Consider the following 16548-nt stretch of genomic DNA (forward strand, 5'->3'; position numbering starts at 1 on the left):
TTAAACCTAATATACTATGAGCAAAGCAGATCAAATTGAGAAAATGTACAGTGATTGGATGTCCAATCCGCGGTGGAAAGGTATAACGAGGCCTTATATCCCCGAAGATGTCCTGAAATTAAGAGGTTCCATAAATATTGAATATACATTAGCCAAAATGGGTGCCGAAAAGCTTTGGAAAAGGCTGACCACGCAACCATTTACCGCAGGCCTGGGGGCTCTCACCGGCAACCAGGCTATCCAGGAGGTATCGGCAGGCCTCGAGGCTATCTACCTCAGTGGCTGGCAGGTGGCTGCTGATGCTAACCTGGCAGGACAAATGTATCCTGACCAGTCACTTTATCCTGCAGATTCTGTTCCCAACGTTGTAAAGAGGATTAACAATGCACTTATGCGCAGGGACCAGATCCAAAGTGTAAATGGTGATGCCGAGATCGACTGGCTGGTGCCCATAGTAGCCGATGCAGAGGCAGGATTTGGTGGAAATTTAAATGCATTCGAATTGATGAAGGCGATGATAGAGGCCGGAGCAGCCGGTGTTCACTTTGAAGATCAGCTTTCATCAGCCAAAAAGTGTGGACACTTGGGCGGAAAAGTATTGGTTCCAACCCAGGAAGCTATTAACAAACTTGTAGCAGCGCGATTAGCAGCCGATGTTATGGGCACACCAACTATATTGGTTGCCAGAACAGATGCCGAGGCCGCTAACCTGATCACCTCTGATGTAGATGAGCGTGACCACAAGTTTATTACCGGAAAAAGGACGGGTGAAGGTTTCTTCCACGTTAAGAATGGATTGGAACAGGGAATAGACAGAGGCTTGAGCTACGCCCCTTATGCTGACCTGCTTTGGATGGAGACTTCAAACCCTGACTTAGGCATGGCGCGTGAGTTCGCTCAGGGAATAAAAGAAAAGTATCCTGATCAGATGCTGGCGTATAACTGCTCCCCTTCATTCAACTGGGCTGCCAAGCTGAGCGTGAATGAAATGGAAGGCTTCAGGGAAAGTCTTGCGGAGATGGGATATAAATTCCAGTTCATAACATTGGCGGGTTTCCATGCATTGAACACCTCTATGTTCGAGCTTTCAAAGGCATACAAAGAACGTGGAATGGCTGGTTACTCAGAATTGCAGGAGCGTGAATTTGCTTTGCAAAAAGAAGGGTTTACAGCCGTTAAGCATCAGGCCTTCGTTGGTACCCAATATTTTGATACGGTACAAAACATAGTACAACAAGGTTTATCTTCTACCACTGCCATGAAAGGCAGCACAGAAGAAGAGCAGTTTGAAACTGCCAAAGTAGGATAATCAATCACCTAAACCTATTGTTGCCTGGCCAGGGGTCGGGCAACATTTTAATGAATTTCTCTGGTTAGCCGTTCGGTTTGTCATGGGCCGGGCGGCTTCTTTTATTAGTAGCTAGTGTTAAGTTAAGCATACTTTAGCCATACCAAGCTTTGTTCTTTTTGTCCCATGCTGCCTTAAAAAATACTTACGTAGCTATGGCTATGCTCATATTTTTTGCGTTGCCTGGAACAAAAATAACTGCAACTTATACGGCACAGTACACTTAACTCAACACTAGTCTTGAGTCCTTAGTCTTGAGTTACATTATCCTTAGCCCCAATATCAAAACTACTCATGACTAAGGACTAAAAACTACTCTACGCATTCACCTTACCCGCTCCCTGAATGATCTCCTCCACCACATCAGGGTTTAACAATGTAGAGGTATCACCCATATTGGAAGTGTCTCCCGTGGCTACTTTCCTTAATATCCTCCTCATAATCTTTCCTGACCGGGTCTTAGGCAATCCCGGCACGATTTGAATACGATCGGGCTTGGCAATAGGGCCGATGATCTTATTCACCGTTTCGCGTATCTCATTCTTCAGGTTTTCTTCCGAGCGACCTTCCATATCGCAGATCACAAAGGCATAGATGCCCTGACCTTTAATTTCATGAGGAAAGCCTACAACAGCAGATTCCACTACTTTAGGATGCTCGTTGATAGCATTTTCTACTTCTGCAGTGCCCATTCTATGACCTGAAACATTGATCACGTCATCCACACGGCCAAGAATTCTGTAATAGCCATCTTCATCTCTCTTCACGCCATCACCGGTAAAATAGTAGCCCTTGAAGCTGGAGAAATAAGTTTGACGGCAACGCTCATGGTCTCCATAGGTGGTCCTCAGAATAGCCGGCCACGGAAATTTAATACAGAGGTTACCCTCTACACTATTGCCTTTCAGCTCATTACCGTCATTATCGAGAATAGCCAACTGTATACCTGGCAGCGGCAGTGTGGCATATGATGGCTTTGTGGGTGTCACTCCCGGGATAGGAGATACCATAATACCACCTGTCTCCGTTTGCCACCATGTATCTACAATAGGGCACCTGCCTTTACCCACATGGTCGTGATACCAATGCCATGCCTCCTCGTTGATAGGCTCTCCTACAGAGCCTATCACTCTCAGTGAATCCAGCTTGTAAGGTTCCAACGGTTCGGTGCCAAACACCTGCAGCGCCCTGATGGCTGTTGGCGCTGTATAAAACTGATTAACTTTATGCTTATCACAAATCGCCCAAAATCGCCCCGGGTTAGGGTATGTAGGCACACCTTCAAACATCAGTGTGGTTGCGCCTGCGAGCAGGGGGCCGTAGACGATATAGGAATGCCCCGTAATCCAGCCGATATCAGCAGTACACCAATAGACATCCCCATTGTTGTATTGAAATACGTTTTGGAAGGTGTACATGGTATAAACCATATAGCCGCCACAAGTATGCACTACACCTTTCGGCTTACCGGTCGACCCCGATGTATAGAGAATAAAAAGCATGTCTTCAGAATCCATTATTTCAGCTTTATTCTCTTTTGAAACCCCTTCTATAGCTTCATGCCACCAGATATCCCGCCCCTCTTTCATAATTACATCCTGGCCGGTCCTCTTAAGCACGATTACTTTTTCTATCGAATTTGTTGCTTCCAGGGCTTCATCCACCACAGCCTTCACAGGTATCATTTTCTCACCCCTGAAGTTACCGTCTGATGTCAGCACCATCTTAGCCTGGCAGTCTTCAATACGATCGGCAAGCGACTTTGCTGAAAAGCCGGCGAAAACCACTGAATGTACAGCGCCTATCCTGGCACATGCCAACATTGCCACTGCAGCTTCAGGCACCATAGGCATATATATGATCACCCTGTCACCCTTTTCCACCCCTTGGGCTTTCATGGTATTGGCAAACTGACATACCAGCTCGTAAAGCTCATAATAAGTTATTGTACGAGCCTGTTCATCAGGATCATTGGGTTCCCAAATGATGGCGGGTTTATCCCCAAGCAGAAACAGGTGTTTCTCCAGTATGTTTTCTGTAATATTGACTTTCCCATTGATAAACCATTTCACATCCGGTTTTTCAAAGTTCCAGTCTACGACTTTGTCCCAGCGTTTATGCCAGTAGAAGGAATCCGCTATTTTTCCCCAGAAATTGTCCGGATCCTGAACACTTTTTTGGTATTCATGGATGTAGCCACTCAGTGTCTGAATTTTGTTACTCATAGTTTAAATTAAGTTCGGGTTATAACTAGTACCTTCCTTGTCGCTATGTACTAAGTTGCAAAAAATGATTTTTTTAATGAAATAAGGGGGGTGTTTTTTAGTTGGAGGCAGAAATCAGAAGAGGCCATATCAAAAGCCTTCGCCTTGCGTCATCCTGAACTCGATTCAGGATACCGTTAGATATTGCGCATTTGAAGGGGATTCCAAATCAAGTTTGGAATGACGACCAGGGCTTTTGAGATGGCCTCTTCTTTCTACCTACCGGCTCCTAAAAGAGATATTCCGCAGAGACTGCGATCAGTGCTCCAAGCACACCGACCCCCAGTTTTTTGGCATTGAAATGATGATCTACACTGCTTTCAAAAACTATGGTAGTCGAAATGTGCAGAAAATTGCCACTCACTATAGCAAATAGTATGGTAAAGGCTTCATCTGATAGCATGCTATGCTCCACATAATAGTCTCCGATGACCAGCCCCACCGGTGAAGCCAGAGAAAATAGCACCAGAAATAAAATCGCCTGCTTTCTGCTGGATAACTGGCAGATAAGTATGGACATCAATGCGAAGGCTGCCGGAGCTTTGTGCAAAACAATCCCAAGCAATAACGATTTTGACTCATGATGTTCGTGTATAGTACTTGGATGAGCCAAAAGTGAGCCTTCAAGGAAAGCATGGATTGACAATCCCACGAGCACCAAAACAGCAGAACTGACCTTATGGTGATGGCGCTGATCATGCTTATGCATATGACCATGCTCTACACCAGCAGTAAAATATTCAAGAATCTGCTGTAAAAAAAAGCCCGCAAGAATAAAAAGGCCAATTTGCGTAGGATCTGCTGCTCTCGAAAACAGCTCAGGCAGAATATGGATAATGGTAACTGCAAAAAGGTAGGCTCCTGCGAATACAAGTACCAGCTTATACCTGTTTTCCTTTACCTGAGGTAATAAAAGTGCTGCTAATCCGGCTAACAGAGCCGTCAAAAACAAAACAAAAAAATTAAAAATCATCCAGTAGCTTTGACATTCGAGGCAAATATATACAACACTGTTGCATTTAAGACTTTAATGGCGTATTATTTTTGTACGATGAAGATCATTCGCTCTGAACTATCCTTTTGGTATGCGTTCAGGTGGTAGTCTCCAAATATCTCCACAAGCCTCAACCCTGCTTTGCGAAAGTAATCCAGAAATTCTATACGTCTAATGGCTTTTACCCTTTCCTGGTAATGATAATGATGACCATTGTCTCTGAATTGAATGTCTTTTACAATATAGCCATCGCCACTCAGCTTTCTGTTGATCCTAAAATTGATCCCTTCTACCTGTTTATCTTCAGAGGGTACAAGATTATGTACTACAACATAAGGATTAAGAAAATCTATAACCAATTTCCCGCCTGGCTTCAAGGCCTCAGCCGCAGCGCAAATCGCCTTTTCATTTTCCACCTCTGACTCAAAATACCCAAAGCTGGTGAACATGTTCAGTATGAAATCGAACTGCCCGCTTGCAAAGACTTCCCGCATGTCATGAATAAAAAAGTGTAACCTTTCATTTTCAAACGTCCCGGCATGGTCGATATTTTGCTCCGATAAATCTACACCTACTACATCGAAGCCTTTTCGATTCAGATAAATAGAATGTCTCCCCTTTCCACAAGCCAGGTCCAGTACCTTGTGCATCTCAGTAATATGCAAATATTGCACAAGGTTATCGAGAAATTCTTTAGCCTCTTCATAATCCCTGTGCTTATACAAAATGTGATAATAGGGCGAGTCAAACCACTCTCCAAACCATTCTAATTTCTCTTCCATTACTTCACAGGGTTTATTTTATCCTTTATTCCCGCTGTTGCATAGGTTGTCAATTCTCCGTCTGCATCAGTGTAGATCAGGTAAGCATCAAGATTAGGATTTTCATTCAGCATTTCAATGGCTTTTTCGTGTCCCATCACCATAAAAGCTGTTGCCAGTCCATCAGCCGTCATACAATCTTCAGCAAACACAGTAGCGCTTAACAAGGGGTGAATGATCGGGTAGCCTGTAAATGGACTAATAGTATGCGAATATTTTACTCCATCTACGACATAGTAGTTAAAATAATTCCCAGAAGTGGCCATGGCACGGTCTTCAAGTGAAGCAATGGCAATGTAAAACTGGTTGATCTCATCGGAATCAGGGTGCAGAACACCAACACGCCAGGGCGCATTCAGTTGTATATTCTTACCTTTCGCTATCACTTCTCCTCCTATTTCAACGAAAAGATGCTCAACACCCTGCTCGGTAAGAAAATCTGCTACAACATCTACTCCATAGCCTTTGGCAGAGGCACTGAAATCAAGCTGTACACGCGGGTCTTCTTTCCAGGCCATTGATCCATCAAATTTTATTTTGTCGAAGCCGACAATTTGTCTGAGTGAATCGATATAACTACTGTCCTGCTTCATCCGCTTTTCTGGCCCAAAACCCCAGGCATTTACCAGTGGCATTACTGTTGGGTCGAATGCTCCTTTGGTTAACCCGTACAATTCACGACTATTCTGCAATACCGCGTAAAAAAAAGGAAGGCCAAACTGAAAAGCAGTATCTCTGTTAAACTGTGATATTTCCGATTCGGGGATATACGTACTCATAGATTGATTAAAGATCCTGAGAAGTGAGTCAACCTGTGGTTTAAAATTCCGCGTATCTTTATCGAAATATTTCACATTATAAGTTATTGGGCCCATTGTTTTCCCTGTAAAGGCTACTAACGGCGTCTGTTTGGACTGCCGATACTTCCACACCAGAAAAACAGCCAGTATCAGAATAACAGAATAGATAATATTTTTATAGCGGAGGCTCATAATCCAAAATTTGGCGCTAAATTAATGAAATTGCCTAGCGTAATGCTTAATTTAGAGTCATTAATTGCGGATAATATTTTAAATTCACGGGTCAATTTGACTTATCGAAAGTAATATATGCGAGAAGATTATTTAAGGGGAGAGGGAGACAGTTTAAGCCCGGCGGAAAAAGAAATAGAAAAGGCCCTCAGGCCTCTGAGTTTCGGGGATTTCACGGGTCAGGGTAAAGTAGTAGAGAATATTAAGATCTTTGTAAGAGCAGCCCAAAAGAGAGGTGAATCGCTGGATCATGTATTACTTCACGGCCCTCCCGGCTTAGGAAAAACCACTCTTTCTCATATAATAGCTAATGAACTACAAACTAATATCAAAGTTACCTCCGGCCCTATTCTGGACAAACCCAGCGATCTGGCTGGCCTGCTTACCAACCTGGAGGATAATGATGTGCTCTTTATTGATGAGATCCACAGGCTAAACCCGGTAGTGGAGGAATACCTCTATTCTGCTATGGAGGACTTCAAGATCGATATCATGCTTGATTCCGGTCCCAGTGCGCGGACTGTCCAGATATCACTGGCGCCCTTTACATTGATAGGCGCTACCACCAGAGCAGGTTTGCTAACCAGTCCGTTAAGAGCCCGCTTTGGTATCAATGCCAGATTGGAATATTATGATGCCGATCTGTTATGCACTATCGTTCAACGGTCATGTGATATTCTTAAAGCGCCTGTCACTAAAGAGGCCGCCTATGAAATAGCCCGCAGAAGTCGCGGGACCCCGCGAATTGCCAACAACCTGTTGCGAAGGACCCGTGACTTTGCTCAGATCAAAGGCGATGGTACCATTACGATGGACATTGCTCAGATGGCACTAAAAGCATTGGATGTTGATGAGCATGGTCTTGATGAAATGGATAATCGCATTCTTTCTACCATTATTGAGAAGTTTAAAGGCGGGCCGGTAGGACTATCCACTATTGCCACAGCATGCGGTGATGAAGCGGAAACCATTGAGGAGGTATATGAACCGTTTTTGATACAGGAGGGTTATATTAAAAGAACGTCAAGAGGCAGGGAAGCCACTGAACTGGCCTATAAGCACCTTAAAATTGTGCCTCCGGGGCGCGCAAGGGGACTATTTGATTAATTTGATCAAGGGCTTACTAAAGCTCCCCGAAACAATTGATCTGATACATGCATATTTCCCGAAATACAGCATTTATAAAATCAAAGGCCAAAGAGCTGGGCTTTATGTATTGTGGTATTTCCAAAGCTGAATTTCTTACCGAAGAAGCTCCAAAACTTGATGAGTGGTTAAAAAAAGGATTTCATGGAAAAATGAGCTACATGGAAAACCACTTTGATAAAAGACTAGACCCTACTGAACTGGTGCCCGGAGCGAAATCAGTGGTAACACTTCTGTACAACTATTTCCCCAAAGAAGATATTGCCGGTAACAACTCCTACAAAATAGCCAAGTATGCTTATGGCAAAGATTACCACTTTGTCATCAAAGAGAAGCTCAAAGATTTCATGACGGCCATACACACTGAAATAGGGGAAGTGGGAGGAAGGGCATTTGTAGATTCAGCTCCCGTGATGGAGAGAGCGTGGGCTAAAAAATCCGGTGCAGGATGGATAGGAAAGAACAGCCTCTTACTTAACAAACAGAGCGGGAGCTTCTTTTTCCTGGCCGAGCTGATCATTGATCTGGAACTGGAGTATGACGGTCCGGTGAAGGATTATTGTGGGTCCTGTACCGCATGCATGGATCACTGCCCCACAGATGCAATTCCTGAGCCTTATGTAGTGGATGGCAGCAGATGTATCTCCTATCTCACCATTGAGTTAAAAGATGAAATCCCAAATAATTTTAAGGGTCAGTTCGAAAACTGGGCCTTTGGGTGCGACATATGCCAGGATGTATGCCCGTGGAACAGATTCTCAAAGCCGCACAATGAGCCCGCCTTTGATCCTCACGAACAACTCAAATCGATGAACAAAAATGATTGGCAGGAAATGACCTATGAAGTATTCAATGAGATCTTCAGAAAGTCCGCGGTAAAAAGGACAAAGTATGAGGGGCTCATGAGAAACATTAAATTTATTAGAGAGAATCCAGTAGCGACCAATTCTAATAATGAGTGAAGGCGCTTGGGTAACAAGCAGTTGTCAAGATAGTGCAAAAAAGTAAGGCTTAGCTAGGGATGATCGGTTGTTGGTAATATCTGCTCCGGAAGACTACTCAAAAACGCAAAACCCCGCTGGGAACGGGGCTTTAATAAATTTTTTAATAATTTAACATTAACTCATTACAAAACATCTTTGTAAAACCTTCTCATGTTGGTCATGAAATTGGGCGTAGCACCAGTTCTTTAATTCTCGAACCTCGTCTGCTATCAACGTCTTGATAGCCTTTCTCAGCTCTTTCTCGAAGAGCTTCGGATCAAAACTTACTTTCGTAAGAATTGTCTTAACGTATTCTAACATAAGCAGTTAAAAGTTTTTTAAATTTCGCGCTTTTTATGTTTATCACATTCTTACACCTTTAATATACAAATAAGTTCCTTCATTTTAAAAGATTGACATAAATTTGTACGTTAAAGAGAGGATAAGGTTTGACAAAAGCTATGGGTTTGATATACAGAAGATTAAGAATTTTATTGTTGATCCTGGTTTCGACTTTTGGAGTAAAGCTGGCCTATGCACAGGAAATTAGTATCGCCTTAGGGCCGAATGAAATAGGTGAAAACCAGGTCTGGACCATAACCATTACCGCTTCTAATGAGCGGCTGAAAAACTATGGTGATTTTCCTGAAATAGACGGTTTTCAGATGCGAGGGACTTCCTCCTCGTCCAGCACACAGATTATCAATGGGCAGATATCTTCGTCACAAAGTGTGACTATGTCGTATATCCCCACCAGGCAGGGTACCTTTACCCTTAAGCCTTTCGAAATAGAGGTAAACGATAAAACCCTGAGCTCACCAGGCAAAACAATTAAGGTTGGCCCTCCGGTTCAACGCCAGCAGAGAGATCCCTTCAAGAGCTTTTTTGACAATGACCCTGCTGATAATTTCTTTGGTCGTAACAAAGACACCGAATTTATTGATATCGAAGAAGATGCTTTTCTGGCTGTAACCACTGATAAAAAGGAAGTATATGTGGGGGAGGGCATTACAACCACACTATCATTTTATGTATCAGATAACAACCGGGCGCCACTACAATTTCATAACCTGGGAAAACAACTGTCAGATATCCTGAAAGACATACGTCCTGAAAACGCCTGGGAAGAAAACTTCAACATTGAAAACATCAACGGAGAGCCCATCAACATCAATGGTGAACGGTATACACAATACAAGATCTATCAGGCAGTATTTTACCCCTTAAACAGTGAGAACATTACTTTTCCGTCTGTAGGACTGGAGATGATCAAATATAAGGTAGCAAAAAATCCTTCGTTTTTTGGACAGAATAGAAAAGAGGATTTCAAAAAATTCTATAGCAAAGCAAAAACGGTAAAGGTTAAACCTCTGCCTCCACACCCGCTCAAAGACCTGGTAGCTGTCGGAGACTACCGCCTGGATGAAAGGATTAATACCACCTATCTTGAAACAGGACAGAGTTTTACCTATGAATTTAACATCTATGGCGAAGGGAATATTTCTTCCGTAAGCAAGCCTCAGGTAGACGGGGGTGAGGAATTTGATTTTTATGCTCCCAACGTCAAACAGAACATCAACCGCAAGAATAACTTTGTAACAGGATCAAAATCCTTCAGCTATTTTGGTATCCCGAAAGAGCCGGGTCGATACGAATTTAAGGACTATTTTCAATGGATATTTTTCAACCCTAAAACTGCGCGCTATGATACGCTGATGTCCAAAGAAATAGTAGAAGTAAGCGGAGAAAGCCGAAAGAATGTTGCCATACAATCAAATGACCTGGGTTCCTTTTACGACAGGATATCGTACGAAGACAACAAATTACGCAAAACGGATAGTTTTGAATGGATCAAAATCTTTGCCAACATCTTAATTTTGGCTATGTTAGCAACGACTGCGGTCATTATTTTCAAGAAGTAACCTACCATCATATAAAATACATTGGGAAATTCTTACGGCACATTATTTAAAATATCCACTTTTGGTGAATCTCACGGCAAAGCCCTGGGTGTGGTGATCGATGGCTGCCCTGCGGGCCTTGATATTGATGAAAGCTTCATTCAGCAGGAACTGGACAGAAGAAAGCCAGGGCAGTCTAAAATAACCACGCAACGTAGTGAGGATGATATTTTTGAGATTCTTTCAGGAGTATTTGAAGGAAAAGCTACAGGCACACCTATATGCCTGGTGATCCATAATAAAGATCAAAAAAGTAAGGATTACTCCCATATTGCCGATAAGTACCGCCCGTCGCATGCAGACTATACTTACGATGTGAAATATGGTATTCGCGATTATCGTGGTGGTGGCCGAAGTAGTGCGAGAGAAACAGCCGCCCGTGTGGCAGCGGGAGCCATAGCAAAAAGTTTCCTGGCTACCAAAGGTATAAAAATATCTGCTTACGTATCACAGGTGGGTGATATCATAGCCCCGGACTATCCGTCTCTGGACCTTTCACAGACAGAAAGCAATATCGTCAGGTGCCCTGATGAGCAAGCGGCCAATCAAATGATCGAGCTGATCGATAGCATCAGAAAAAACAGAGACACCATAGGAGGAATTGTTAGCTGCGTAGCTACAGGAGTGCCTGCCGGACTTGGCGAACCAGTATTCGACAAGCTTCATGCCGAATTAGGCAAAGCGATGCTTAGCATCAATGCTGTGAAGGGCTTCGAATATGGCAGTGGTTTCGAAGGGGTGAAAATGAAAGGCTCTGAACATAATGATGCTTTTTACCAGGAGGAAGATAAGGTAAAAACCAAAACCAACTATTCCGGAGGCATCCAGGGAGGTATTTCAAATGGCCAAGATATTTATTTTAAGGTAGCCTTTAAACCGGTTGCCACTATTATGCAAGATCAGGAAAGTATCGACAGCCAGGGAAACCCCGCTACTGTAAGTGGAAAAGGCCGCCACGACCCCTGTGTAGTGCCAAGGGCAGTACCAATAGTGGAAGCAATGGCAGCACTTGTACTGGCCGATTTTTATTTGATTAACCAAACCACTAAATTGCGCGACTAATTTTTACGCTACCTATGAAGAAATTACCTCTGCACGTTAAAATAATTATAGGATTAGTAGCCGGTATCATCTGGGCTTTTATCTCCAGCTCATTGGGCTGGAATGAATTTACCATTAACTGGATCGATCCGTTCGGCACTATTTTTATTCGCCTGTTGAAGTTTATAGCCGTGCCATTGGTATTGTTTTCTATTATCAGCGGAGTCTCCGGATTAAGTGATATCTCCAAACTGGGCAGGCTTGGAGCCAAAACATTGGGCTTATACCTGATCACCACTGTGATAGCTGTAGGAATGGGATTGTTACTGGTAAATATTATCAAACCAGGAACATTTCTGGAGGAAAATCAGCGAGTAAAAAACAGAATATCATACGAACGCTGGGTTCAGCAAACCCCGGGTGTACCCGAACCAAAAGATGGAAGACATTTTCTAACTGACCCGGAATTCAGATCGCAAGTTGAAGAGGCTACAACAGGAGATGAACTCGCTGCGATTGATAAAAAGAACGCCAATGTGGCCGAAAAGATGGAAAGCGCAAAAAAAACGCAGCAATCCAGCCCGTTGCAGTTTCTTGTAGAAATGGTACCCGAAAATATTGTGTTGGCAATATCTGACAATGGTTTGATGCTGCAGGTTATCTTTTTTGCTATTTTCTTCGGCATTACATTAGCATTGATACCCGGAGACAAGGCTAAGCCGGTAATTGATTTTGTAAATGGCACTAATGAGGTATTCTTAAAAATGGTGGATATCGTGATGCGTGCTGCTCCATTCTTTGTTTTTGCACTACTGGCGGGCGTAATTGCTAAAATGGCTGATACTCCGGCAGAGGTATTTGAGATATTCAAAGGACTGGGCTCATATTCCGTTACGCTACTGATAGGGCTGTTTTTTATGATCTTTGTTTTCTATCCACTTATTGCAACTGCCTTTGTAAAGAAACTCAGCTATAAGGAGTTCTTCAAGAACATCAGCCCGGCACAATTCCTGGCGTTCTCAACCAGCTCCAGTGCAGCTACGCTTCCTGTTACCATGGAGTGTGTCGAAGATAATATGGGTGTTTCAAAAAGTATAAGCAGCTTCGTACTTCCTGTGGGCGCCACTGTAAATATGGATGGCACCAGCCTATATCAGGCGGTGGCAGTAGTATTTATGGCGCAACTCCATATGATAGACCTTACCGTTGGCCAGCAACTTACTATTGTGCTTACTGCCACATTGGCCTCAATAGGCTCTGCAGCAGTGCCAAGCGCCGGGCTTGTAATGATGATCATCGTGTTGCAATCGGTAGGCCTTAATCCGGCCTGGATAGCTATTATTTTCCCGGTAGACAGAATATTAGATATGTGCAGAACAGTGGTGAATGTAACCGGTGATGCAACGGTATCTACTCTTATTGCCAAGTCTGAAGGCGAACTACCAAAGTACAGTTAACGTTACAATATCCGGGGACGGTGATCCCCCTGGAAAAAAGAAAATTTGATATGAACAGTAACAACACAAAAAGAGCCGTACACCTATACCTCGAGTCAAATCCAAACCCAAACTCATTAAAATTTGTGGCTAACTATATGCTGCTACCTGAAGGGATGAGCTATGATTTTCCTGATAGAACATCAGCAAAAGATGCACCTTTGGCAGAAGCGCTTTTCGAATTTGAGTTTGTTGACAGGGTATTCTATATGAGCAACTTCATCACCGTTACTAAAAAAGGTGATGTTGAGTGGGTGGAGATCAAGGATAAAATAAAAGAGCATATACAGAAATACCTGGAATCAGGCAAACCAATCATCAACGAAATAAACAAAGAAGAGCTTTTCGATGAGAATGATTCCGAGACGGTGAAGAAGATCAAAGGTATTCTGGATGAATATATAAGGCCTGCCGTAGAGCAGGATGGTGGAGCCATTGCTTTTCATTCATACCATGAAGGAGTTGTAAAAGTATTGCTACAGGGGTCCTGCAGTGGCTGTCCCTCTTCAACTGTTACGCTCAAAGCGGGAATCGAGAACTTACTCAAGCGCATGCTGCCGGAAGTACAGGCAGTAGAAGCTGAGGGCGTTTGATAGTAATGACTATAGGCCAGGCGTTGGAGACCTGAGAAGTCAAAAGTTTGGCCTGCTTTACATCTCACCCATAAAGGCTGAATACTTACTCAACAGAATCCTCTTCTCTCAAAGGCTCTGCGAAAATTCCAGGATGACGTGGTAGTTTGCGATCTCTGTTTCCTTTGTTTCTCCCGTGGTTAATGATAACGTAATGTCATTAGTCACAAAAATCAACTAAAAAGTTGTTGGTTACCTCGAGATGGCATCCTCCAGGAATAAGCATTCCTCATAAGCTATGGCAATCCAAAGAAGTGTATTTTTTCTTCGCCATGTTTACCGGCATTTTGGCTGATATTTTAAATGCCACTTTAAAAAAACTTCGGGAATTCGTGTTTAATTGCAATTATTTGCAGTTCCACCTACATTATACGCTTAAAAATTATTAGATTACGATCTGTTTTTCTATAAAAATATAATAGTAAATGCAAGGCACCGGACAGATTTCAGAAGAGCAATTACAACCATTTCATAATAAAGTACATAAGGAAGCCGATGGGATCATCAGGTATTTCATGATTGGCTACTTTATTTTGGGATTATTCCTATCAATATTCTACTCCTCCTGGGGGTTTGGTATAGTCATGGGGGGAGCAAGTCTCGGCCTCTACTACCTCGGAAGAACACTTATTCCTGGTAAACTGCTGTTCAGAATGCTGATCAGTTTTCTGTTCTGGAATTTTACCGTACAGTTTATCATACAAATGCATGGCATGTATGAGATGCACTTCTTCTATTTTGTATCTCTAACTGTGCTACTTTTCTATGAAGACTGGCGAGTGCTCCTACCAGCCATCATTTACGCAATTATCACTTTCTTACTTCTTTTCTACTTCCAACTAGGTGGCTCGGAACTGGATGGATACCTGGAAAATGTACCTCCGTTAAGCTATAGGAATGTTGTTATTCATTTGGGTATACTAATGATATATGCAGGCCTTTGCATGCTCTGGGCTCAACTGCAAAAAGGGCAAACAAGAGAATCCGGTATCAGCTATCTGAATATGCAAGAGCAGCTTAAGCTCATGGATACCAACATCAATTTTGCCAACAGTATTAGCCAGGGCAACCTCGTTGCTGCCTATAATGCAGATAAACCAGATAAGCTTGGAGAGTCTCTTATGAACATGAGGGATAGCCTTGTAGAGGCAGCAGAACGAGAAGCTAAGGAAAAATTTGTAAACGTGGGTTTAGCGTCAATCGGTGAAATCCTCAGAAACAACTCCGACAATTTGGATAAGCTATGCGATCAGGTCATTGAAAAGCTGGTGGGTTATATGAAGGCCAATCAAGGTGGTATATTTATAATAAATGAAGATGAAAGCACCGATGAGAAGTACCTGGAGCTAATGGCCTGTCGGGCTTATGAAAGAAAAAAATACCTGGAGAAACGAATAGAGTTAGGGCAGGGGCTGGTAGGTCAGTCGGCCATTGAAAAAGAGACCATCTATATGCTGGATGTACCTGAAGGCTATATCCACATCACCTCAGGCCTGGGACTGGCAAATCCGAACAGTTTGCTAATAGTTCCCCTCAAGTCGAATGAAGAAGTGGTAGGGGTCATAGAAATGGCCTCCTTTGAAGAATTTAGCCAGACAGACATCGAATTTCTTGAGAAAGTAGGAGAAAGTATCGCCTCCACAGTAATTAGTGTAAAAACCAACCAAACTACAAAAGAACTCCTGGAACAGTCGCGACAAATGACAGAAGAAATGCAGGCTCAGGAAGAAGAGATGCGGCAAAATATGGAGGAGATGCAGGCCACCCAGGAGGAAATGGCCAGAACTCAGAAGGAACTTACCGACAAAGAAGCTAACCTGAATGCGCTGATCAACAATACATCAGACTCCATTATAACCATGGACCGGAATTATAAAATTGTCATCATGAATGATGTTCAGAAAGAAAGGTATCGTGGCACCCAGTATGAAGGTATGCAAGAGGGCGCAAATGCTGTGGAAATGCTCGGTAGCGTGAGAGATGAGTGGAAAGGCTATTACGATCGGGCTTTGGCAGGAGAAAGGCTCGATTTCACGATAAAAAGCTCGGTACGTGGAGAGGACACCTGGAGGGAATATTCTATTCATCCAATAAAAGACAAAGCCGGCAGTATTGTTGGTGTTTCAGTGTTCTCCAGAGATGCTACTGAGAAGAAAAAGATGGAGATCGCCCTGAAAGAGAAGGGTTTTGTTCTGGATGCTATGATCAACAGTTCTACTGACACCTATTTTGCAATCGATACCCAATACCGGGTATTGGTAGCCAACAAGGTGATCCAACAAAGATATAAGGATCAGAATATTTCGTTGAAACCAGGAGAATATATACTGGACAAGCTTGATAAAAAGACCCGGGATCTATGGAAGAAAAGGTATGACAGAGCTCTGGCAGGAGAAAGCTTTGCAATAGAAGAGGACCGTGAAGTATCCGGTAAGAGCATAGCGCTGAAAGTATTTTGTGATCCGATAAAAAATGATGCAGGCGATATTATAGGTACTTCAATAATATCCAGAGATGTAACAGAGCGTAAAGAAGCCATGGAGAAAGTGGAACAACTAACTGCTGAAATAGTCAAACTAAAGGGTAAACGTTAAGTAGTGTTTGTAAAAAAACTCTATGTGGTTTTAAGAAAACGTTAAGATCAAGGCTTGCGAAGCGCCAAAAAGCGGAGTCCCGCACAGTTGTTACAGTTGTCGGGGATGAGCATTTTTGGGACGAGCATAACGCAGACATTGGCGTTTTCTTAGAGACACTAAGTAACGTGAGTTCGATATAGTAGAACCGATTAAATTGTATTCGTATCCTAAAATACCCTAAAAACCTCCTTTAAA

13 protein-coding genes are annotated in these 16548 nt (G+C 43.0%); 8 read left to right on the top strand and 5 right to left on the bottom strand.

Features of this window, described 5'->3' with window-relative positions:
- The first annotated feature begins 16 nt into the window (after nucleotides 1-16).
- Complete coding sequence (aceA, locus tag C900_RS11630) at nucleotides 17-1309, top strand: isocitrate lyase (RefSeq protein WP_009580064.1); 1293 nt, start codon at nucleotides 17-19, stop codon at nucleotides 1307-1309.
- Nucleotides 1310-1665: 356 nt separating this feature from the next.
- On the opposite strand, the gene acs is transcribed toward aceA, so the two are convergent.
- From acs to C900_RS11650, 4 genes are all read right to left on the bottom strand, one after another.
- Nucleotides 1666-3573, bottom strand: coding sequence for an acetate--CoA ligase (gene acs, locus C900_RS11635; protein ID WP_009580065.1), 1908 nt, complete (start codon nucleotides 3571-3573; stop codon nucleotides 1666-1668).
- Between the two features lie 268 nt (nucleotides 3574-3841).
- Nucleotides 3842-4558, bottom strand: coding sequence for a ZIP family metal transporter (locus tag C900_RS11640; protein WP_245558424.1), 717 nt, complete (start codon nucleotides 4556-4558; stop codon nucleotides 3842-3844).
- A gap of 92 nt (nucleotides 4559-4650) precedes the next feature.
- Nucleotides 4651-5388: a class I SAM-dependent methyltransferase gene (locus C900_RS11645; RefSeq protein ID WP_009580067.1), complete on the bottom strand. Its 738-nt coding sequence runs from the start codon at nucleotides 5386-5388 to the stop codon at nucleotides 4651-4653.
- A complete protein-coding gene (locus C900_RS11650; protein ID WP_009580068.1) occupies nucleotides 5388-6419 on the bottom strand; it encodes an FAD:protein FMN transferase in 1032 nt (343 codons plus the stop codon). The genes C900_RS11645 and C900_RS11650 overlap by 1 nt, the downstream gene beginning before the upstream one ends.
- Before the next feature lie 117 nt (nucleotides 6420-6536).
- Here C900_RS11650 and ruvB point away from each other — a divergent pair, with 117 nt between their 5' ends.
- A complete protein-coding gene (gene ruvB, locus C900_RS11655) occupies nucleotides 6537-7565 on the top strand; it encodes a Holliday junction branch migration DNA helicase RuvB (protein WP_009580069.1) in 1029 nt (342 codons plus the stop codon).
- Nucleotides 7566-7612: 47 nt separating this feature from the next.
- Nucleotides 7613-8566, top strand: a complete 954-nt coding sequence (gene queG, locus C900_RS11660; RefSeq protein WP_009580070.1) for a tRNA epoxyqueuosine(34) reductase QueG — start codon at nucleotides 7613-7615, stop codon at nucleotides 8564-8566.
- Between the two features lie 156 nt (nucleotides 8567-8722).
- On the opposite strand, the gene C900_RS30600 is transcribed toward queG, so the two are convergent.
- Nucleotides 8723-8908 carry a hypothetical protein gene (locus C900_RS30600; RefSeq protein ID WP_040496600.1) on the bottom strand — a complete coding sequence of 62 codons (186 nt, stop codon included), beginning with the start codon at nucleotides 8906-8908 and terminating at the stop codon, nucleotides 8723-8725.
- A gap of 140 nt (nucleotides 8909-9048) precedes the next feature.
- On the opposite strand from C900_RS30600, the gene C900_RS11670 reads away from it, so the two are divergent.
- From C900_RS11670 to C900_RS28370, 5 genes are all read left to right on the top strand, one after another.
- Nucleotides 9049-10509: a BatD family protein gene (locus C900_RS11670; protein ID WP_009580071.1), complete on the top strand. Its 1461-nt coding sequence runs from the start codon at nucleotides 9049-9051 to the stop codon at nucleotides 10507-10509.
- Nucleotides 10510-10530: 21 nt separating this feature from the next.
- Nucleotides 10531-11610 carry a chorismate synthase gene (gene aroC, locus C900_RS11675; RefSeq protein WP_009580072.1) on the top strand — a complete coding sequence of 360 codons (1080 nt, stop codon included), beginning with the start codon at nucleotides 10531-10533 and terminating at the stop codon, nucleotides 11608-11610.
- Nucleotides 11611-11624: 14 nt separating this feature from the next.
- Nucleotides 11625-13046: a dicarboxylate/amino acid:cation symporter gene (locus tag C900_RS11680; RefSeq protein WP_009580073.1), complete on the top strand. Its 1422-nt coding sequence runs from the start codon at nucleotides 11625-11627 to the stop codon at nucleotides 13044-13046.
- Between the two features lie 50 nt (nucleotides 13047-13096).
- Nucleotides 13097-13678 carry a NifU family protein gene (locus tag C900_RS11685; protein ID WP_009580074.1) on the top strand — a complete coding sequence of 194 codons (582 nt, stop codon included), beginning with the start codon at nucleotides 13097-13099 and terminating at the stop codon, nucleotides 13676-13678.
- Nucleotides 13679-14142: 464 nt separating this feature from the next.
- Complete coding sequence (locus tag C900_RS28370) at nucleotides 14143-16311, top strand: PAS domain-containing protein (RefSeq protein WP_009580076.1); 2169 nt, start codon at nucleotides 14143-14145, stop codon at nucleotides 16309-16311.
- The last annotated feature ends 237 nt before the right edge of the window (nucleotides 16312-16548 follow it).

The organism is Fulvivirga imtechensis AK7 (genome assembly GCF_000331535.1).
Lineage (GTDB): Bacteria > Bacteroidota > Bacteroidia > Cytophagales > Cyclobacteriaceae > Fulvivirga > Fulvivirga imtechensis.